Origin of the sequence: Pseudomonas sp. 22072, assembly GCF_052046095.1 — a bacterium.
Classification (GTDB): Bacteria; Pseudomonadota; Gammaproteobacteria; order Pseudomonadales; family Pseudomonadaceae; genus Aquipseudomonas; species Aquipseudomonas paracarnis.
The window spans coordinates 34,054-53,712 of record NZ_JBQEQE010000019.1; the positions used below are offsets into that span (position 1 = coordinate 34,054).

13 protein-coding genes are annotated in these 19,659 nt (G+C 60.1%); 8 read left to right on the forward strand and 5 right to left on the reverse strand.

Annotated features, from left to right (window positions below; all coding sequences use genetic code 11):
• Positions 1 to 111: 111 nt before the first annotated feature.
• The 4 genes from ACTJLA_RS19220 to ACTJLA_RS19235 form a co-directional block, all read right to left on the reverse strand.
• Positions 112 to 5,694, reverse strand: a complete 5,583-nt coding sequence (locus ACTJLA_RS19220) for a DUF3320 domain-containing protein (RefSeq protein WP_440841895.1) — start codon at positions 5,692 to 5,694, stop codon at positions 112 to 114.
• Between the two features lie 502 nt (positions 5,695 to 6,196).
• On the reverse strand, positions 6,197 to 6,400 hold the full coding sequence (locus ACTJLA_RS19225) for a hypothetical protein (RefSeq protein WP_127882160.1): 204 nt from the start codon (positions 6,398 to 6,400) through the stop codon (positions 6,197 to 6,199).
• Positions 6,401 to 6,734: 334 nt separating this feature from the next.
• Positions 6,735 to 7,640 carry a tetratricopeptide repeat protein gene (locus ACTJLA_RS19230; RefSeq protein WP_057977319.1) on the reverse strand — a complete coding sequence of 302 codons (906 nt, stop codon included), beginning with the start codon at positions 7,638 to 7,640 and terminating at the stop codon, positions 6,735 to 6,737.
• Between the two features lie 529 nt (positions 7,641 to 8,169).
• Positions 8,170 to 9,105: a helix-turn-helix domain-containing protein gene (locus ACTJLA_RS19235; RefSeq protein WP_003191111.1), complete on the reverse strand. Its 936-nt coding sequence runs from the start codon at positions 9,103 to 9,105 to the stop codon at positions 8,170 to 8,172.
• 586 nt (positions 9,106 to 9,691) lie between these two features.
• On the opposite strand from ACTJLA_RS19235, the gene oxdA reads away from it, so the two are divergent.
• The 8 genes from oxdA to ACTJLA_RS19275 all read left to right on the forward strand — a co-directional run bounded on the left by oxdA (position 9,692) and on the right by ACTJLA_RS19275 (position 18,281).
• Positions 9,692 to 10,750, forward strand: coding sequence for an aliphatic aldoxime dehydratase (gene oxdA / locus ACTJLA_RS19240; protein WP_057977317.1), 1,059 nt, complete (start codon positions 9,692 to 9,694; stop codon positions 10,748 to 10,750).
• Between the two features lie 82 nt (positions 10,751 to 10,832).
• Positions 10,833 to 11,699, forward strand: coding sequence for a transporter (locus tag ACTJLA_RS19245; RefSeq protein WP_440841898.1), 867 nt, complete (start codon positions 10,833 to 10,835; stop codon positions 11,697 to 11,699).
• A 170-nt stretch (positions 11,700 to 11,869) separates the two neighbouring features.
• Positions 11,870 to 13,384, forward strand: coding sequence for an amidase (locus tag ACTJLA_RS19250; RefSeq protein WP_034127374.1), 1,515 nt, complete (start codon positions 11,870 to 11,872; stop codon positions 13,382 to 13,384).
• A gap of 75 nt (positions 13,385 to 13,459) precedes the next feature.
• Positions 13,460 to 14,053: a nitrile hydratase subunit alpha gene (nthA, locus tag ACTJLA_RS19255; protein ID WP_236452745.1), complete on the forward strand. Its 594-nt coding sequence runs from the start codon at positions 13,460 to 13,462 to the stop codon at positions 14,051 to 14,053.
• A gap of 41 nt (positions 14,054 to 14,094) precedes the next feature.
• Positions 14,095 to 14,751, forward strand: a complete 657-nt coding sequence (gene nthB, locus ACTJLA_RS19260; protein ID WP_181125258.1) for a nitrile hydratase subunit beta — start codon at positions 14,095 to 14,097, stop codon at positions 14,749 to 14,751.
• Positions 14,748 to 15,992, forward strand: coding sequence for a GTP-binding protein (locus ACTJLA_RS19265; RefSeq protein ID WP_440841901.1), 1,245 nt, complete (start codon positions 14,748 to 14,750; stop codon positions 15,990 to 15,992). The genes nthB and ACTJLA_RS19265 overlap by 4 nt, the downstream gene beginning before the upstream one ends.
• Positions 15,993 to 16,062: 70 nt before the next feature.
• The gene (locus ACTJLA_RS19270; protein ID WP_181125260.1) at positions 16,063 to 17,703 is read left to right on the forward strand and encodes an AMP-binding protein; all 1,641 of its coding nucleotides are present in this window, start codon (positions 16,063 to 16,065) and stop codon (positions 17,701 to 17,703) included.
• Positions 17,700 to 18,281: a TetR/AcrR family transcriptional regulator gene (locus ACTJLA_RS19275; protein ID WP_034127369.1), complete on the forward strand. Its 582-nt coding sequence runs from the start codon at positions 17,700 to 17,702 to the stop codon at positions 18,279 to 18,281. Before ACTJLA_RS19270 ends, ACTJLA_RS19275 begins: the two co-directional genes overlap by 4 nt.
• A 99-nt stretch (positions 18,282 to 18,380) precedes the next feature.
• Here the strand turns inward: ACTJLA_RS19275 and ACTJLA_RS19280 are convergent, their stop codons facing one another.
• On the reverse strand, positions 18,381 to 19,658 hold the full coding sequence (locus tag ACTJLA_RS19280; protein ID WP_054921905.1) for a DUF2254 domain-containing protein: 1,278 nt from the start codon (positions 19,656 to 19,658) through the stop codon (positions 18,381 to 18,383).
• Between the last annotated feature and the right edge of the window lies 1 nt (position 19,659).

Genomic DNA, 19,659 nt, shown 5'->3' on the forward strand with positions numbered 1-19,659 from the left:
CACGCTAAATAACGGTCTGCCCAGCAGTCCTCATCGTGTCGCCGGACGCCTCACCGACCGCAAATGTCTTATGACACTCTAGGACCGGTCAGGACGCCCCCAAGAAAATAGCTACTCCCGAACCTTCAGGAGGCCTTCTTCATCAACCAAACGACCACAGGCGACGACGTGCTCGACCATCGCCGCCACACGTTCTCGTACCGAAGCCGAGATAGCTCGGATGCCGATGGCGCGCGCAACGCGTTCGATGACCTGATCGCGGTTCGCGCCAAAGTTACGCGCTACGACGATGACGATGGCCTCTGCAAGTTCTGCCTCCGGTAGGTACTCCGCCCGGCGGAGCGCCAGTGAAGATACCTGCGAACGATCGCGTGGAACGACAGGCGCGCTGGCCATGGCGAGCCAAACGCCGTCACGCACCACAGAGTTCTGGCGGACAGCCACATCGATGGCCCTTTCGACGGCGTCCTGAATCCGGCTACCAGCTCGCTTGGCGCCCCAGGCGTCACGGATACGGGACACGACCTCATCGGCATGCACGGGTCCCTCTATACGCACAACATCAACCGCAATCTCGGTAAGAACGCCGGTCGGGGTATCGTGGATTTCTTCCGAACGATGTGTTGGCCGCTGTGGGTTCGCTTCGACATACGGTTCGAAGGTGAAATCACCGTCTTCCGTCCTCAGCTCCCGTTCGATGGCAGCTGCATCGACAGCCTGCTCTTTTGAAAGGACCTCTTCGACTACGCGCTCGTCGAACGCAGCACGAGCCGCATCAATCTGCCGGCAGACAAGGTCGAGTTGCTCTTGTGGACGCTGGAACCAATCGGTGCTCCAGATACGGTGGAGGTTCCAGCCATGATCGAGCAAAACCTGCTGGCGAAGACGGTCACGGTCCCGGGCGGACTGGGCGCTATGATACGACGCGCCATCGCACTCGATGCCCAGGAGGAAGCGACCTGGGCGCTCCGGATCAGTCACCGCAAGGTCGATGTAGAACCCGGCCAGGCCCACCTGACGCTGGACACTGTATCCGCGAGATTCGAGAGCCGAGGCAACCTGCTCTTCAAATATGGAATCAAAGTCCCGTCCCGTGACGGCCGCCGTGTCGAGCTTCCCCGTGCGGGCATAGCGGAGAAAGATGCGGAACGCCTCGATTCCTTTGCGGCTGGCGGAAAATGCGGGATCGATGTCCTCATCGGTGATCGAGGAGAACACCTCGCATCGCTGCTTGGCACGGCTGATCAGCACGTTGAGCCGGCGCTCGCCGCCCTCGTTGTTGAGAGGCCCGAAACGCATGGGTACCTTGCCGCCCGGTACGGTCGGTCCATAGCCAACCGAGATGAAGATGACATCCCGCTCGTCACCCTGAACGTTTTCAAGGTTCTTGATGAAGAACGGCTCACTGTTGCGGCGGTTGAAGAAGGCCTCCACCTCCGCTGGCAAACCACGGCGCAGCACTTCAAGCTCGTCGAAGATGGCGCGGCTTTGCGATGCGGAGAACGCTGCTACACCCAAGGACAGCTTCGGGTGCAGTCGGGCGTGCTGGACGATGGCCTCAGCGACTACCTTGGCCTCCGGCCCGTTGACGCTCTTGACCGGTGAACCGAAGACGCCATCCCGAACAGGGTGGAAGCGCAGGCCCCGCCCACCCTCCTGAGTCCAGGGGCTGGGGACGATGAACAGCTTGTTTTCATAGAACTGGCGGTTGCTGACCGCAATGAGCGACTGGTGACGGCTACGGTAGTGCCAGCGGAGCATGCGCATGGGCAGGCCGCGTGCGGTAAACAGGCCAAGGATGCTTTCAACATCGCCGACCTTCGTTGGCTCATCCTCGTCGATGTCTTCATCGCCACTGGTGAGCTTGGCAAAGAAACTGGTTGGCGGTAGCTGACGAGGGTCACCGACCACAACTACCTGCTTGGCGCGAGCCACCGCACCCAGGGCGTCGACCGGCTGGATCTGGCTCGCTTCGTCCATCACGAGCAGGTCGAACTCCAGTGCGCCCGGCGGCAGGAACTGCGCGACCGACAACGGGCTCATCATGAAGACCGGCTTCAGGGCGGTGAGCGCAGGGGCCGCGCGTTCGACCAGCTTTCGCAAGGCCATGTGACCCTTCTTCTTCTGAATTTCCCCCCGAAGCACCCCGAGTGGGCCAATCGAACCACTGTCCCTTCGAGGAACATTCTGGTGGTGAGCCTGAACGACTTCGCCTGCCGCCGCTGCGATGCGCTGGCGGTCAAGGTCGGCGAACTCGCGGACGATATGGCCGTGGGCGACGCCATCGAAGCGGCCCAGAGCCGGTTCAGCCTTCAGCACCCGACGGTATTGCCCTTCAAAATAAGCGAACTCGAACGCAGCGACCGCGCTCGTCGTCGATAGCCGTCCATCGGCAAGTCTGGCGACGACATCCGCGCAACCGTCGCGAATGGCTCGTGCAGCACGATCGCGATAGGCCAGCCACCGGTGTAGTTCTTCCTGTTCGGTAACCCAGCGTGATAGCCGTGCTGCCAGGGAATCCAAATGCACCTCATAGATCCGCGGCGCACCGACACTGGCTGACAGATCGAGTGCCAGCTCATCTGCAATGGAGTGGAAGGCCGTGGCGAGATGCGCGGCCTGCTCGTCAAGAGCCTTGGCGCGAGGAATGAGCGCCTCACGCTCGTTGACTCGACCGGCCAGCGCGCGGATGTCTCCATTGACTTTCAGCCAACCAGCAGCTGTCGATAGGGCGTCCCAATCACTGTCAAGCCCTCGCCACGCGGAGCCGAACAGCGCGTGGCCGAGGCTATACCCATCTCGTACGCCTTGGCGCCCCTCGCGTCCCGCGTCCAGCCTTTCAAAAATGGCACAGGCTGATGCTGCGCTGGTGGGGGGCTGAATCAGGAAGCGGCTGGCCGTCGACCAGGCGTTCGTATGGCGGACGGCGAGCTGCAACAACGACTCGAGGTCGAGTTGTTCAGGCGCGGTGGCGTCACCGAACACCTGCGTTGCCTGTGCAAGAAAATCGGTATGGACGCCGGACAGGTCGGGAGCGACCTGGGAGAGCAAAAGGCTTACGTGCTTCGAACGCTGGGCGACATCATCCTTCTCAGGACCGCGGGAAGCGATAAGGCGGGGTTCTGCCCCGAGCCCGCGCAGGGACCGCATCCATTCAACCAGAGCCACCAGCGGCGCGGAGGCCGAGCGATCGCCTTGCCAGTCTTCAGCGAAGGCAGCCTTGCCGAAGCCGTCTTCATCGCGCAGCACACGCCGCGCTTCCTGACCGCGGATCAGGGTATCGAGAGAAGCCAGGGTCACCGGGAGAGGTTGGGCGGGCTGAACCAGGACCGAGCGCATGAGCTTGTTGGCTGCACGCCAGTCGCCACTAAGGAAGCGGAACAGGCTCGTGCCCTTGGCCGCGAGCGCGGCGCGGGCGGGACCTACGTCGATATCCCAGGCGAGCTCGTGGAGCTGACCTGCCAGTGACGTACGAACCCCTTCGAGGTCGGCAGCGGTTTGGGCGATCTGCCCGGCCCGCTCTACGCCGCCGTCCCATAGCTCGGAAGCGAACGTTTCGGGGCTTGCCGGTGGCGCATTTGCAACCCGCTCGCCGATCTTGGCGAGGCGGGCAAATTCCCCAGCGGTCGGCGTGCATTCGCGGCCCAGTGCGTGAGCGAGACCGCGGCCCGCCTGCAATAACGCCGGGATGGCGTCGCGGACGGCGCAGAGGCGGCGAACAGCGTCCGCATCGAAGTCACCAGGGCATTCGGTGAGCGCCTGCTGCACTTCGTGAGTGTCCTCGTCCCACGCCTCGACATTGACTTCGCTCGACAGCGACTGGCGCAAGGCGGCATAGCGATGACCCAACGCCAGCAATGTATCGACCGCCGATACGTTCGACCAACCGTCATCTGCCATAGCGTCGATATCAAGCACAGGCGCCACACTGATGCGCAGGGCGAGTGCGCTGACAGCGGCCAGTTCGTCGAGCCTGGACGGAGGCTGGGCTTCCAGCAAACTGGCAGTAGCATTCATATACTGCCGGGCGTCCTCGAGCTGGCCGCGCAGCGTTTCGATACGGGCGACGAGACGCTCACGATCGGTGGGCAGCATCGCTTCGATGCCCACCCCGGTAAAGGCGTGGTCGTCGGGTCTGCCGATGATCTCGATCCGTGTGACCAAGTCATTCAGAAGCGCATGACGCCGTTCGAAACCATCCGCCCCCCAAGCTTCGATCCCCTCCAGAACGACATCATTGGGCATCACCCCCGCTTGCCGCAGGCGTGCGAGATGGCCCATGACCTGGAAAGAGGACAGACTGGATGCTGGGTCGACGGCATGCAGCCGGGCCACATGGCCGTTCAACTCGTCCCGCGCTTCGGTCAGGCGAGCAATAAGGCTTCCCGTGGGAGCTGGCTTCGGCGCTCCGAGATCCCAGGTGCGTCGCAGCTCATCGAGTACCGCACGCTTATTGGCCTTGTTGCTATGGAGTTCCAGGCACGCATCGCCCACGCCCTTTTCGTCAAGGCGCCGTTTTACCACCTCCAGAGCAGCCATCTTCTCGGCCACGAACAGGACCGTTTTGCCGTCCTTGATAGCCGAAGCAATGATATTGGCGATCGTCTGGCTCTTGCCGGTGCCAGGAGGGCCCTGGATGACCATGTCGCGACCGCGACGCACCTCATGGATGGCAATGGCTTGCGAACTGTCGCAATCGAGGATGTGGAGCATGTCCGCCGGCGAGATAACCGGATCGATGTTGGCGCTCTCGTCGAGCATTCCCTCTCCACCTGGGAAGCCGTCTGAGAGCAGGCCCTTAATGAGTGCGCGATCGACGAGTGTGTTGCCCTTGGGCCACACGGCAGGGTCGAGGTCTCTGTACATCAGGAATTTGGCAAACGAAAAGAACCCGACGGTCATCTCATCCGGCAGCACTTCCCACTGGGGCTTGTCCGCCACCGCAGCCGCGACCTCTGCAAAATAGGCATCGATGTCGAAGCTGTCGCTGGCTTCGAAGGCGGGCATACGAAGCTTGTGGATGCGGTCCAGGTACGCTTCCAACGACAGGTTGGATGCGACATCTTCAGCGCGGGCCTTGAGTCGAAATTTCTCGCCCGCCGTTCCGCGGTTCAACTCGACCGGAATTAAGATCAGTGGCGCATGGCGAACGTTGGCCGCATTGTTCGGATCGATCCACTTGAGGGCGCCAAGGGAAGCAAAGAGGACGTTGACGCCCTGCTCTTCCTCGAGTGTCTTTGAGTTCAGGTAGAGCTCGAGCAGATGCTTTTGCAGACCCCTGCCCGTGAGGCGAGTCTGGAGTTTTGTGTCGCTGTGACGGGTGAGCACGCCCCTCTCGTCGACGCTGTCGTCGGGTTGGGCAAGCTGGTCGATTTCATCGGAGTCTTTGGCCGGCTTTGCATCGTCGGCTGCCGAATCATTATCGGACTCATCAGTTGCCGCCTTGCCGGCCAGGAAGGTAAACGCTTTTCCCTCCCGAACGAGGAGGCGATAGACCTCGGATGTCTTCTCATCAACGATCGCTATCGCCGAGGTACGGCTCGATCGCGGCATATTAAGGAGTCGATTTCGCGCTGAGAGGTCAAGCAACTGCGTACGCGCCTGCTCAAGCTTCTCGGCGTTGGGGAGCGCGCTCTGGAAAATCGATGCATCCATGGTCGAGTCGGGCGTTGCTGCTTCTGTCTTACTGTCCATCGTCATGTCCCTGGCGGACAATTTCCGCCGAACGAGCCCTTCATTGGGCGATCAGTCTATTTTCGCATCTCGGGCGGACATACATTGGCTGCCGATAAGGCCAGGAGCCAAGTTGCGACCAGAAATCTCCTTCCAACATCGAAACTGCGTGCGCCTGTTCCAGATAGCATCCATATTAATCCACTGGGAGGCACTTCCAGTGCGGTGATTTGATGTCGAGCAATCAATTTATGTAGAGGGCTGGATACGTGTGTCCATGCCGCTTCCTCTGTCACACCATTCGATAGGCTTTAGTGCGCCGTCCTCGGTGTGCCCTTGCCGACGTTTTCGCACAACCCGTTAAAACCAGGGACGACCACGCATGACTATGGTTTTCCTCATGCTCACTGTATCGCGACCTCGGCGACATCCCCCCGGACAGAGCTTGACGACTGGATTGACTTGGCCTTCTTCGTCCTCAAGATATTTGGCATGGTTATAGGCCGAACCCACCTTATTCGGATCAGCATGGGAACAACTGCGTATCTACCCAGATCTTGGGGTAGCCGATCTCTTTCAGTTCTATCGAAATGGTTCCGCGGATGCCGTAGCCAGTTAGAAGACTCTCGTAATCCATTCGCTTCAAAGCTGCGTTGGGGGTGTTCTCGCTGATGCGTTTTTTGAGTTCGCTGTGGTGCGCAAGCAGGTGTTTCTTGGCTGGGCGCATTGATTGCCTCAGAGATCGTAAATCTCGATCGCCCGCATATCCCGCGCTACGTGGGGCACAACTGGGGGCATAGTTTAGTTTTTCCGACCTGAAAATACTGCGCTAGGGCCAAGTCAAAATGTTTTTTGGCGATCCCGAAAGTTTATAGGGACCATGTGGCAGGCTGTTTAGCTGATCATTTCTGCCCCTTCTCATCCCTGGGAAACTCATCCACTCCATTCGACGACGCGGTGCACCGAGACCTCTTGGAAGCAGTTGACCGCACCCTGGCCTTCTCCATGTTGGACTCTCAGCGTGCAGATATTCATGAGCGCTACAAATCGCGAGAAACCCGTCAACCGCAGGGCTTTCTCCCGCAGAACCCCATCATGCGCTGGGTGTCTTGAGGCACGAAGACCAGCGGCGCCACGATCTCCCGCACGCCCGAACTGTCGGTCAGCGGCGCGGCGTTGCCCATTGTGATTTGCGACGCGGCCTTCATGACCCATGCGTCGACATTCGCGTCGCCCGAACCTGTGAGCATCGTTACTTTCGGCGTACCGCTGTCTGACGTGAAGCGATAGGACAGCCGCACGCTCTTCTTCTCGCCCGTGGCATTGACCGCTTCAAACACTTCCCGGACAGCCAGCCGCCGAGTCTGCAGCTTGAGAAAACTCGTCAGCCAGATTTGCTGATAACGTTTCATTTGGTCTTCAGTCAGCGGTTGTCCTGCCAGACGCAGACGATTCATGGCTTGCCACTCTTCGTCGCCACAGTAACGGATTGCGCCCAGATAGAGTGCCAAGGCGCCAGGCAAATCCTGCGGGCCACCCTTGCCTTCCTCCATTAAACGCCCCAGCGCCAGCACGGCATTGTTGCCAGACAGGCGATAGAACTGGCGCGCCTTGGCATAGTCCACGGGTTCACCCTCGCCGCGTTCGGCCATCTGACCCAGCAGCACATTGGTGGCCGGTTTAATCTTGGCGGACTCTACGAACAAGGCACGGGCCTTGCGAAAATCCTGATCGACGCCGTGCCCGCCTTCCTGATACAGCTTGCCCAGCATGGCCATGCAGGTGGCGTTGCCGTAACCGGCGAAGCGTTCGATATAACGCAAGTTGTCTCGGTTGAAGGGCTCTATACCAGCAAGGCCCATGCAGCGAAAGCCAACGTGGAGGGAATCGTAATCAGCAGGTCGAAGCAGGCTTTGACAGCCGGCGAGGGTGAAGAAAAACAAAAGAAGGTAGGCTGGTTTTAACATGGCGTCCGTGCGTCCTTGCGGTAAAAGCAAGGCATTATGCCAGCCTTTGAGCAGAGAATATCGCCCAAATAGTGGCTTTTGCTGGAGGAAAGACACCCGTGCAACCACCCACTGGCACTCAGGCGCACGCGGTTACAGCTGCCGTAGAAGGGGCGCTCACGGTGGCGATCACGCCGAAGCAACCTCGTCCCGCTATATCGAATCGCAATGCCGTAGCGCTGGCTGCACTCGGTGCTGCACTGAACGAATGATGCTGACCGATAAGCTCAAGACTCTCGGCCAAACCACAAAAACGATCCCTGCGAGAGAAAAACACTGAGTACCAGCCCCTGCCAGACTGGAGTCCTTCGGAAATCGCCATTGGCGATCAATCGCACACTCGATGCGAATGAGGGCAAACAAAAGCGTTATCGACCTGAAAACATTGTCCTGGAGCCCAATCAAAATGCTTTGTGGGGATCCGGATAGCCTCTTTCATTCCTGACTTTTCAGAGGCTCGCTACCCGGCACAAGCGCTCCTTCTTGCAATTCAATCGCGGCGTAAAAGCGTATTCGGTGCCACGCCAAACGCCTTGCGAAACGCATGGCTGAAATGCGAGAAATCAGAAAACCCAAAGTCCAGCGCCGCTTCGGACACACTGCGTACCTGGCCACGCTCGATTGCTTCTCGGCTGGCATTCAAGCGCTCTTTCCAGATCTCTGCAACGGGGGTTTTCTGGTAGCGTGCGAAGGCCCGAGTAACGGTGCGGGTGGACACATTGTGGGCTTTGGCGATGGCTTCAATCGACAGGTCCGGCTCGGTCAGGTGGCGTTGGATGTACTGCATGATGCGGCCGTAGAGATCCATTTCCTGATGGCTGGTTTTCAGGTCCTGGAGTTCCAGGCTGATTACAAGCAGATCAAGCACAGCACTTGAGTAACGATTCGAGATGCGCTCATCCTGCAGCGACGCAGGCGTGCTCGCGGCCTGGTGCAGCATTTCACGCAAGGGCACGACGCCTGGGCGCCGGTCGTCGAGGACCATCGCGGTGTACTCGGCAATACGCGGCAGGCGTTCGGTGAGCAACGCTCTGGGAATACGGATCAAGTGGTTTTCGGTACCACCCAGGCTGAAGCGAAACGCCTGGGTTGCGTCATAAAGAAACAAGTTGCCCGTCGCCAGGTTGGCTTTTCTTGAGCCTTGTTCGATTTGCCCATGGCCCTTTCGAGCGAAACCCAACCATAAATCTTCGGCCGGACCGCTGCGCAGGTGCTGCTCGGAACGCTCCCAGTAATGCAGCGGCGAAGACAGCGTACAGATGTCCAGCGCGCCGACTGTATTAAGGGTGAGCGAGCCATCAAAGCGGCTCTGGGACAAGGGTTTGCTATCGGCCGCCAGGCAATGACGACAGACCACTTCTTTCCAATAATCAAACCGACGTGTTGCAGGGACGGCAAGGGTCGAATACTGAGTGTTCGGGTTCATGACGCTGACCTCGACAACGATGCAATAGGCGCTCGAGAAGTTGTAACGTGCGGCCGATTGTCAGCCATCGAAGCAATTAACACGCCAAATGCATTGGCAAGCCAGCTTCCACATTTGCACCGACGGCTGTCAGATAGAGGGAGGCGGCTGTCAGGCCGTCACGGGAGCAAGCTCCCTCGCCACAGGTCTCGCGCCTATGCCCGTTTAAGCGCACATCACATCACGCCATCAGCACGTGTGCACCAGCGCAGACCACAGGTGAACCTCCGTAGCAGGACTGTCTTTGCCAACCAAGCGGTTGTCTCGCCTAACAAAGCGCGGCCTTCTCTGCCGGCATAATTTCCACCTCGCAGCAGCTCATACCCCGCTGATGAGGCACGCCATGCATCGACACTCTGCACCACGACTGGCTGATTCCTCCTGGCTTCTGCAACGGCGCGACCTCGCGCCTGAGGAGTCGGCTTATTGGTTGATTGAATGGGGGGCCATGCAGCTACTGCACCGACGGCAGGTCGCCAAGCGCCCCCTGCCGCCGACGCGATGACGCCCACCCGTAGGCCTGAACGAAAATAACGAGGAGCTCAAGATGGAATCTGCAATCGACACACATCTGAAATGCCCACGCACCCTGTCCCGCCGTGTACCCGAAGAGTACCAACCGCCGTTCCCGATGTGGGTGGCGCGCGCCGATGAGCAACTGCAACAAGTGGTGATGGCTTATCTGGGCGTGCAATATCAAGGAGATGCCCAGCGCGAGGCGGCCTTGCAGGCTATGCGCCACATCGTCGGCAGTTTCAGCCTGGCAGAGGGCCCGCAGAACTACGATTTGACCCAGCACACCGACAGCAGCGGCTTTGATAATCTGATTGTGGTCGGGTACTGGAAAGACCCTGCCGCCCATTGCCGCTGGTTGCGCTCACCCCAGGTGAATGACTGGTGGAGTTCACCGGATCGCCTGGGTGAAGGCCTGGGTTACTTCCGCGAAATCACCGCGCCACGCGCCGAGCAGTTCGAGACGCTATACGCCTTCCAGGAAAACCTGCCCGGTGTCGGCGCAGTCATGGATGCCACCAGTGGCGAGATCGAAGAGCACGGCTATTGGGGCTCGATGCGCGACCGTTTCCCGATCTCCCAGACCGACTGGATGAAGCCCACGAGCGAGCTGCAAGTGGTCGCGGGCGACCCCGCCAAGGGCGGACGCGTCGTGGTGCTGGGGCACGACAACCTCACACTGATTCGTTCAGGCCAGGACTGGGCGGATGCCCAGGCAGAGGAGCGCTCCCTCTACCTCGACGAAATTTTACCGACGTTGCAGGACGGCATGGACTTCCTGCGTGACAACGGTCAGCCGCTGGGCTGCTACAGCAACAGGTTCGTGCGCAATATCGACCTGGACGGCAACGTTCTCGACCTGAGCTACAACATCGGTCACTGGCGCTCGGTGGAGAAACTCGAACGCTGGGCTGAATCCCACCCTACCCACCTGCGTATTTTCGTGACGTTCTTTCGCGTGGCCGCGGGTTTGAAGAAGTTGAGGCTGTACCACGAGGTGTCCGTGTCCGACGCCAAGAGCCAGGTCTTCGAGTACATCAACTGTCACTCGCAAACCGGCATGTTGCGCGACGCCTTGCCGCCCACAGCCTGAGCGCCCGCGGCGTTTAACAACCCGGCTTCTACCGCCTGCCACCCTTCACGGGTGGCCCGGTCCCCTTTGCGAGGAATAAACAATGAACAAGATCCACCTGCTGACTCTCTCAACCCTGTTGCCCGCCCTCCACGCCAACGCGGGTGAAGTCGCGCCTGGCGATTACGAGCAATATCCGGTCGGCGCCACTATCGGTGCGATTTATTATCAGCACGCCACTACGGACTCGGCTTACGCCAACGGCCACAAGGCCAGCTCTGACCTCAGGGTGACCTCCGACGTTGGCATCCTGCGTCTGCTCCATGTGTATGCGCTCAGCGACACAGTCACTATCGACCCGCAATTCCTCTTGCCTTTCGGGCACGTCTCCGGCGCAGGTGACGCCTCAGCACTGGGCAGTACTCGAGGCGTGGGCGACTTGATCCTCACCGCGCCGGTGAAATGGCGGTTCAACGAAGCCCGCGACACCCTCAGTATCGCCCCCTATGTGTATGTGCCTTCGGGGACGTATGACAAGGACGACGCGCTTAACCTAGGGGAGAACCGCTGGAAATTCGAACTGCAGAGCGCCTACGTCAAGCACTTCACAGAGAAATGGGCGATGGACCTGGTCGGCGGCGCGACCTGGTATGGCGACAATACGGATTACGGTGCAAATGCCGACCGCATGAAGCAGGACGTGTCCTACGCAGCGCAGATCATGGGGCGTTACATGCCGGACGCCACCACCACCTTTGGTATTGGCTTGGGGCGTACCTGGGGTGGCGAGACAAACGTCGAGCATGTCAATCAGGACAACGAACTAGGCACCACCAACTTGCGTCTCACCGCCACCAAGTTCGTCAGCCCCACCGACCAGGTGCAACTGCAATTGGGCAAAGACCTCTCGGTGGACAACGGCACCCGCGAAGACTTCCGCATGAACCTGCGCTACGCGCACATTTTTTAACGCCAGAAACTGCGACCGCGCGCCCTTGGCGCCTGGGTGTCCGGCTCAACCAAGTCGATGTCTTTCTCAACCAAGCCGCCGGCTGGATGCGCGGACTATCTTGAGCCCCAGGCTCGCTGATATTGAGCACGCAGTGCTTTTCGGCCACTTACGATAAGGACAGCCCAACCATGGCAATCGCTCGCCCCACCCTTGAACAGCTATTGGATATTTCGAGCAGCCTGCACATGCAACTCAGTGCAAAGCAAGCCGATGAATACCTGGCGCTTATGCAGGCAAGCTTCGACGCATATGACCTTGTTGACGAGCTGCCGGACTTCATCCCGCCGGTCCGTTATGAACGCAGCTCGGGCTATCGTCCCTCGGCCGCACACAACCCGCTCAACGCCTGGTACTTCCGCACCGAAGTCAACGGTGCGCGCGAAGGCAAGCTGGCGGGTAAAACGGTCGCCCTCAAGGACAATATTTCACTGGCTGGCGTCCCCATGATGAATGGTGCCAAGCCGCTTGAAGGCTTCGTTCCCGCCTTCGATGCCACGGTTGTCACGCGCTTGCTGGATGCCGGCGCGACCATCCTCGGCAAGGCAACGTGCGAACACTACTGCCTGTCCGGCGGCAGCCACACCTCCGATCCTGCACCGGTGCACAACCCCTTTCGCCAGGGCTTTGCCTCGGGAGGCTCGTCTTCCGGCAGCGCAGCACTGGTTGCCGCCGGCGAGGTCGACCTGGCAGTTGGCGGTGACCAGGGCGGGTCAATCCGCATCCCTTCCGCCTTCTGCGGCACTTACGGCATGAAGCCGACCCACGGACTGGTGCCCTACACCGGCATCATGGCCATCGAAGCGACTATCGATCACGCCGGCCCCATTACCGCAAACGTGCGCGACAACGCCTTGATGCTGGAAGTCATGGCCGGCGCCGATGGGCTCGATCCGCGACAAGCCGCGCCGCAGGTCGACGCTTACAGCGATTACCTGGAACGCGGTGTCAGCGGGCTGAGGATCGGCATCCTGCGCGAAGGTTTTGAACTGGCCAACCAGGACCCACGTGTGGCCTCTTGCGTACGTCAAGCCATTGCAGCGTTTTCGCGGCTGGGCGCGCAGGTCGAGGAGGTGTCGGTGCCTGAGCACAGCATTGCCGGTTCGCTATGGCACCCCATCGGCTGTGAAGGCTTGATGATGCAGATGATGCACGGCAATGGGGCCGGTTTTAACTGGCAAGGGCTGTATGACCTCGGGTTGCTGGACCAGCAAGCCGGATGGCGCGATCAGGCCAATGACCTGTCCGCTTCTCTCAAGCTGTGCATGTTCGTCGGGCAATACGGTCTGGAACGCTACAACGGACGTTTCTACGCCAAGGCACAAAACCTCAGGCGCGTGGCACGTGCCGGGTATGACGCCGCGTTGGCGCGGTATGACCTGCTGGTGATGCCCACCGTCCCGATCATCGCCCAACCCCACCCGCAGCCGGGTTGCTCGATTACCGAGTACGTGGCCCGTGCACTGGAAATGATCGGCAATGCCTCTGCCCAGGACATCACCGGGCATCCGGCCATGTCGATTCCCTGTGGTCTGGTAGACGGTTTACCTGTCGGGATGATGCTGGTCAGCAAGCACTATGCCGAAGGCACGATTTACCAGGCTGGCGCAGCGTTCGAGGCGTCGGTTGACTGGAAAAACTGTTAGCCGGTAATCCCGCGCAGCGCAAAAAGAACAAGCCGCCAGGCGCTGCCCAGAAGCTCAACGATGAGGAGTCAACTTATGAGCGCACATGAAGCAACCACATCAACACCGGGAGAACGCGCGCAAGCGCTACTGCAAGTGCTCAAGCAGAAGGATCTGATCCCCGACGGTTACATCGACCACATGACACAGCTGATGGCACACCAGTGGAGCCCGGAGAACGGGGCTCAAGTGGTCGCCAGAGCCTGGGTGGACCCGCAGTTTCACGAACTGCTGCTCAAAGACGGCACCGCGGCGTGCGCCCAATTTGGCTATACCGGCCCGCAGGGTGAATACATTGTTGCGCTGCCAGACACGCCCAGCGTGAAAAACGTGATTGTGTGCAGCCTGTGCTCCTGCACCAACTGGCCTGTCCTGGGTTTGCCGCCGGAGTGGTACAAGGGCTTCGAGTTCCGCGCCCGACTGGTGCGCGAAGGGCGCACCGTCCTGCGGGAGCTGGGCACCGAGCTGCCGGCCGACGTCATCGTCAAGGTGTGGGACACCAGCGCCGAAACCCGCTATCTGGTGCTGCCTGTACGGCCCAAGGGCAGCGAATCCATGGATGAAGAGGCCCTGCGAAAACTGATCACCAAGGATGTTCTTATCGGCGTGGCGCTGCCTTACGTGGCGTAAACGGTGCCCTTTGTTTTTTGCATTTTTCAGAGGTATTCACAATGGATGGCTTTCACGATCTCGGTGGGTTTCAAGGCTTTGGCAAAATCCCTCACACCATCAACAGCCTGAGCTACCAACCCGTGTTCAAGCAGGACTGGGAACACCTGGCCTACAGCCTGATGTTTGTCGGTGCCGATCACTTGAAAAAGTTCAGCGTGGACGAAGTTCGCCATGCCGTGGAGCGCCTCGACGTGCGCCAACATGTCGGCACCCAATACTACGAACGCTATGTCATCGCGACCGCCACCCTGTTGGTCGAAACCGGTGTGATCACCCAGGCGGAACTCGACCAGGCCCTGGGTTCGCACTTCAAGCTGGCGAACCCCGCGCATGCCAGCGGGCGCCCGGCGATCAGCGACCGCCCGCCCTTTGAAGTGGGCGACCGGGTGGTGGTGCGCAACGAGTATGTGGCCGGGCATACCCGCATGCCGGCCTACGTGCGCGGCAAAGAAGGCGTGGTTGTGCACCGCACCGCGCAAAAGTGGCCCTTCCCTGACGCTATCGGCCACGGCGATCTGAGCGCGGCGCATCAGCCGACCTACCACGTCGAGTTTCGCGTGAAAGATCTCTGGGGCGATGCAGCAGATGAGGGGTTCGTGGTGGTCGACCTGTTCGAAAGCTACCTGGACCACGCCGATGGCACGGTGAACGCATGATGGACGGTGCCTTGGCAGGCCGACTGCCGGTGACGGTGCTTTCCGGCTTCCTCGGCGCCGGCAAAACCACCCTCCTCAACCATATCCTGCGCAATCGCGACGGCCTGCGCGTTGCGGTCATCGTCAATGATATGAGCGAGGTCAACATCGATGCCGAGCAGGTGCGGCACGACGTAGCGCTGCACCGGGGCCGCGATGAGTTGATCGAGATGAGCAATGGCTGCATCTGCTGCACGCTGCGCGCCGATTTGCTCGAGCAGATCAGCGCCCTGGCACGCCAGCAACGTTTCGACTACTTGTTGATCGAGTCCACGGGGATTTCCGAGCCGATGCCGGTTGCCGAGACGTTCGCCTTCCTCGACGCGCAGGGCTTCAGCCTAAGCGAACTGGCGCGGCTCGATACTTTGGTGACGGTGGTCGATGGCAGTCGCTTTGAGGCATTGCTCGAATCGCCGGACATCGTGGACCGCGACGACGCACCCACGCGCCACCTGACCGACCTGCTGATCGAGCAAGTGGAATACGCCAACGTCATTCTCGTCAACAAACTGGACCTGATCGACGAGCCCGGCTACCAGGCCGTGCATGCGATCCTCGCCGGCCTTAACCCGAGCGCGCGGATCATACCGATGACTCAGGGTAACGTGGAGTTATCCGCCGTCCTCGGTACTCACCTGTTTGATTTGCCCAGCCTTGTGGCCTCGCCCGGCTGGATGAAAAAAATGCAGGCCGACGACGCACCGGCCTCTGAATCGGACACCTATGGCGTGACCTCCTGGGTGTACCGCGAGCGTGCCCCTTTTCACCCACAGCGATTACTCGATTTTCTCCAGCAGCCCTGGCGAAACGGGCGACTGTTGCGCAGCAAAGGTTACTTCTGGCTCGCCAGCAGGCACTTGGAAACCGGCCTGCTGGTGCAAAGCGGCAGGCAATTCCAGTGGGACTACGTCGCGCACTGGTGGAACTTCATCGAGCAGGCGCAATGGCCGCTGGATGAATATCGGTTGCAGAACATCATGGCCAAGTGGGACAGCATTGTCGGCGATTGCCGGCAAGAGCTTGTCTTTATCGGCCAGGGCCTGGACACCCAGGCACTGCAGCGCGCACTCGACAATTGCCTGCTGAGCGCTCAGGAAATCGCCGCTGGCCCCTCGGCCTGGCAAGCCCTGCCGGGGGCGACAACCTTTGACTCCCTGGCCTTATCGGCGCCGACGCCGTCCTTGCAGGCTGACCCCATTTGACCGAGGTAGAGGTGGCCGCGCAGCCTGCGTGGGCAAAGCACATATTCCAACAATAATAACCAGGTACGTTATGCGCGATTACGACTCAGCAGTCTCATCCTTCGATTATCTACAGCTGGCTGCCCGGGACTTGCACGGCGAACCCGGCGCCTTGAATGCCTGCATTGAATGCTGCGACCGGCATGCCCATGGCAATGGCGTGGCGTTGTATTGTGAAACGCGCGATGGCCACGCCACGCAGCACACCTTCAGCGAACTGCAGGCGCACGCGGCGCGCTTCGGCAACTTCCTGCGAGCCCATGGCGTGCAGCCGGGGGATCGGGTTGCCGGCCTGATGCCACGCACGGTTGAACTGGTGATTGCCATCTTGGGAACCTGGCGCATCGGGGCGGTCTACCAACCACTCTTTACCGCGTTCGGCCCCAAGGCCATTGAACAGCGACTGGACTGTTCCAAGGCGCGCTGGATCGTGACCGACGCCCACAATCGTCCCAAGCTGGACGAGCTCTTCGACTGCCCCCACGTCATCGTGACCGACGCCACCTCACGGCGTCCCAGCGACTACGCGTTTTGGGATGTGCTGGAACATCAACAACCCGACTGCACACCTGAGCTGCTGGACGCCCGTGCGTCGTTCCTGCTGATGTGCACCTCGGGCACCACAGGGCCGGCCAAGCCGCTGGAGGTGCCTTTGAGCGCCATCCTTGCCTTCAAAAGTTATATGCGCGATTCAATCGACCTGCGCGAAGACGACCGTTTCTGGAACCTCGCCGACCCCGGCTGGGCCTATGGCTTGTATTACGCAGTGACCGGGCCACTGGCGTGCGGCCGGGCCACGCTGTTCCATGACGGCCCTTTCACCACGCAAAGCACCAGCCGGATTATCGCCAAGTACGGGATCAGCAACCTGGCCGGCTCGCCTACGGCCTTTCGCCTGCTGATTGACGCCGGGGCCGAGTTCGCCGACGCCGTACGTGGCCAACTGCGTGTCGTCAGCAGCGCTGGCGAACCGCTCAACCCACAAGTCATCCGTTGGTTCGCCGAACAGCTCGGCGTGGTCATTCACGATCATTACGGCCAAACCGAAATCGGCATGGTGCTGTGCAATCACCATGGGTTACGCCATCGGGTCCGCGAGGGTTCTGCCGGTTATGCGGTGCCGGGGTACCGGATTGTCGTGCTGGACGATGCGCACAGGGAGTTGCCGACAGGCCAGCCGGGCGTACTGGCGGTGGATCGCGAGCGCTCGCCCCTGTGCTGGTTCAATGGCTACCTTCACATGCCCACCAAGGCGTTTGTGGGCCGTTACTACTTGAGCGGCGATATCGTGGAGCTCAATGAAGACGCCAGTATCAGCTTTGTCGGCCGTAACGACGATGTGATCACCACGTCCGGCTACCGCGTGGGGCCTTTCGATGTGGAGAGCGCGCTCGTCGAACATCCGGCAGTCGTCGAAACCGCGGTGATCGGCAAGCCCGACCCGCAACGCACCGAACTGATCAAGGCGTTTGTCGTGCTCAATCGTGAGTACCTGCCCAGTGTCGAGTTGGCAGAAGTCTTGCGCCTGCATGTCCGACAGCGCCTGGCTGCGCATGCGTACCCACGGGAAATCGAGTTCGTCGAGCAACTGCCCAAGACCCCCAGTGGTAAGTTGCAGCGGTTCATACTGCGCAACCAGGAAATTGCCAAGCAGCAGGCACTCGACACATGAGGACGGCTCTCGCGCTCAGCCGCTCGGAGTTTCAGCGCAGAGCCCTGGAGCTGTTCAAGGAGCGTAGTTTCAGCCAGGTCAGCATGCGCGAATTGGCAGCGCATGTTGGCATCAGCCCGGGAGCAATTTATCACCATGTAGAGAGCAAGGAAGCCATGTTGTATGAGTGGCTGATAGAGCTGTATCAGGCGCTCTTGTCGCACGTCGACCGGATCAACACCCGTAGATTGACGCCGGCACAACGTCTGACAACACTGATCGAAGGCCATCTTCAATTGCATGAACAGATGACCGGGCACTTCAAGTTAGCGGTCATGGACGCCAATTGCCTGGGCGCTCCGATGCAGGCGAGCGTTGAGCGATTGAGGCGAGCCTATGAGTCGCAACTCATGAAGGTGATCGGCCAGCAGGGCCATCAGCCCGGCGGGCCGTTGCGTGAGGGAGCGCTCACGGCGATTTTGCCCGTACTGAACAGCCTGCCCACATGGCTGAGCCCGACGATTGATAACTGTCAGCGTCGGCTTATTACAAAGACCATCGCCGATGCGGTCATAAAGGCCATTAATTCCCTGCCTTGAGTGCCGCTGCCCAGCTCTGAAATGGCAACAGCAATGCAAAGCCAGGTATTTTGGGGATCCATATAGCCTCTAAACGGCCCTTGCAGGCCCAATAGCCTCCTACACGCCTATCGCCTTGGCCAAGGCGCTTAGTCGCTCCTTCTCATGCTGCAGTGTCAGTGTTGCATGCGCGCGTGTGATGAGTTGGTCCGCCTGCCTAAGGCACGCCGTTTTGAACAGAACAGGGTTTATTTCGGCAAGGCTGATAAGGGCTTTCAACAGGCGAGCATCCACTTCGAACACACCTGCACCGTCTCTGCTGATCGGGGCGAAGAAATCCTCAAACAGATCATCGACGTTCAGCCCTCGAACAAATACCTGCTCACACTGCTGATCTGTCTGCCGGCCAGACCCGCCGGGCTTACCCCAGCATGTCAACGTTCTCACTCCCCGGCCAATCACATCAATAGCGGTACCTGGATCGTTGACGGCAGGTGACAACGCGCGCGAAGCGATTTCAGAGAGGACGCAGAGCCCGAAACGGGGATCGTGTTCGAATGTGCGACGGTTACCGATGGTCAGCGTAGACAGGATCTTTTCCCTGGTGGCCTGTGTGCCATCGTCTTGCCTGGTGCCCAGGCTGACCACGTGCAACAGTGGCATGCCTTCGTGTACGAAGGTTCCCGGCACCACCTCCAGGTAAATATGCGTGCAGTCATGCTGCGCGATAGCGCCCAAGGCCAACACGTCGATATGCTGCACATAGCCCGTCTGCTCACTTTCGATGGTCATTGCGCCGGGGGCCAGAGCGTGATCGGCCGGGTAGGCTGCAGCGCCGAGGCAGGGCCATTGGGCGCGTTGGCTGATGGCCGCCATGGCCGCTTTTTCGACGCGGTCGATGGTTTCTCCTACCCTGCCGAGCTTGGACAAATGGTCGATCCACCGCAGCAGGGTGTAGACCACCAGTACAACCACGGCGATGGTCACCGCGAACAGCAGCACGCGACCCTGTGCGCCGTAGGCGCCGGTGCTCAGGGCAATGATGCCTACCAGGCTGAAAAGAAATGAGCCAATAAACGTAGCGAGGGCGTTTTGCGTCGTAGTGTCCTCCATCACCAAAGTGGTGGCTCGCGGGGTCACACCACTACTTGCGGCACCGTACGCGGTGACCATCGTGCTCAACGAAAAGGTCGTGACGGCCAGCATGCTGGACGCAATGATGCCCAGAATCTTGTCCACCGCATCTGCACCGATGCGCGTGGGCAGGGACTCGGGAACGAAGTCTTTGAACACAACGGCAAGCAGTGCCGTAGCGACCCCTAGAAGCGAGAACAAGGAGGCTCTGAACCACAATCGCTTGGTGAGACGATGGGTTGCCCAGCGCAAACGGTCGATCATG

What these genes read in the sequence shown, in the direction of transcription:
- ACTJLA_RS19220 (WP_440841895.1), bottom strand. Translation starts at nt 5,694, where the DNA reads ATGGACAGTAAGACAGAAGCAGCAACGCCCGACTCGACCATGGATGCA.
- ACTJLA_RS19225 (WP_127882160.1), bottom strand. Translation starts at nt 6,400, where the DNA reads ATGCGCCCAGCCAAGAAACACCTGCTTGCGCACCACAGCGAACTCAAA.
- ACTJLA_RS19230 (WP_057977319.1), bottom strand. Translation starts at nt 7,640, where the DNA reads ATGTTAAAACCAGCCTACCTTCTTTTGTTTTTCTTCACCCTCGCCGGC.
- ACTJLA_RS19235 (WP_003191111.1), bottom strand. Translation starts at nt 9,105, where the DNA reads ATGAACCCGAACACTCAGTATTCGACCCTTGCCGTCCCTGCAACACGT.
- oxdA (WP_057977317.1), top strand. Translation starts at nt 9,692, where the DNA reads ATGGAATCTGCAATCGACACACATCTGAAATGCCCACGCACCCTGTCC.
- ACTJLA_RS19245 (WP_440841898.1), top strand. Translation starts at nt 10,833, where the DNA reads ATGAACAAGATCCACCTGCTGACTCTCTCAACCCTGTTGCCCGCCCTC.
- ACTJLA_RS19250 (WP_034127374.1), top strand. Translation starts at nt 11,870, where the DNA reads ATGGCAATCGCTCGCCCCACCCTTGAACAGCTATTGGATATTTCGAGC.
- nthA (WP_236452745.1), top strand. Translation starts at nt 13,460, where the DNA reads ATGAGCGCACATGAAGCAACCACATCAACACCGGGAGAACGCGCGCAA.
- nthB (WP_181125258.1), top strand. Translation starts at nt 14,095, where the DNA reads ATGGATGGCTTTCACGATCTCGGTGGGTTTCAAGGCTTTGGCAAAATC.
- ACTJLA_RS19265 (WP_440841901.1), top strand. Translation starts at nt 14,748, where the DNA reads ATGATGGACGGTGCCTTGGCAGGCCGACTGCCGGTGACGGTGCTTTCC.
- ACTJLA_RS19270 (WP_181125260.1), top strand. Translation starts at nt 16,063, where the DNA reads ATGCGCGATTACGACTCAGCAGTCTCATCCTTCGATTATCTACAGCTG.
- ACTJLA_RS19275 (WP_034127369.1), top strand. Translation starts at nt 17,700, where the DNA reads ATGAGGACGGCTCTCGCGCTCAGCCGCTCGGAGTTTCAGCGCAGAGCC.
- ACTJLA_RS19280 (WP_054921905.1), bottom strand. Translation starts at nt 19,658, where the DNA reads ATGATCGACCGTTTGCGCTGGGCAACCCATCGTCTCACCAAGCGATTG.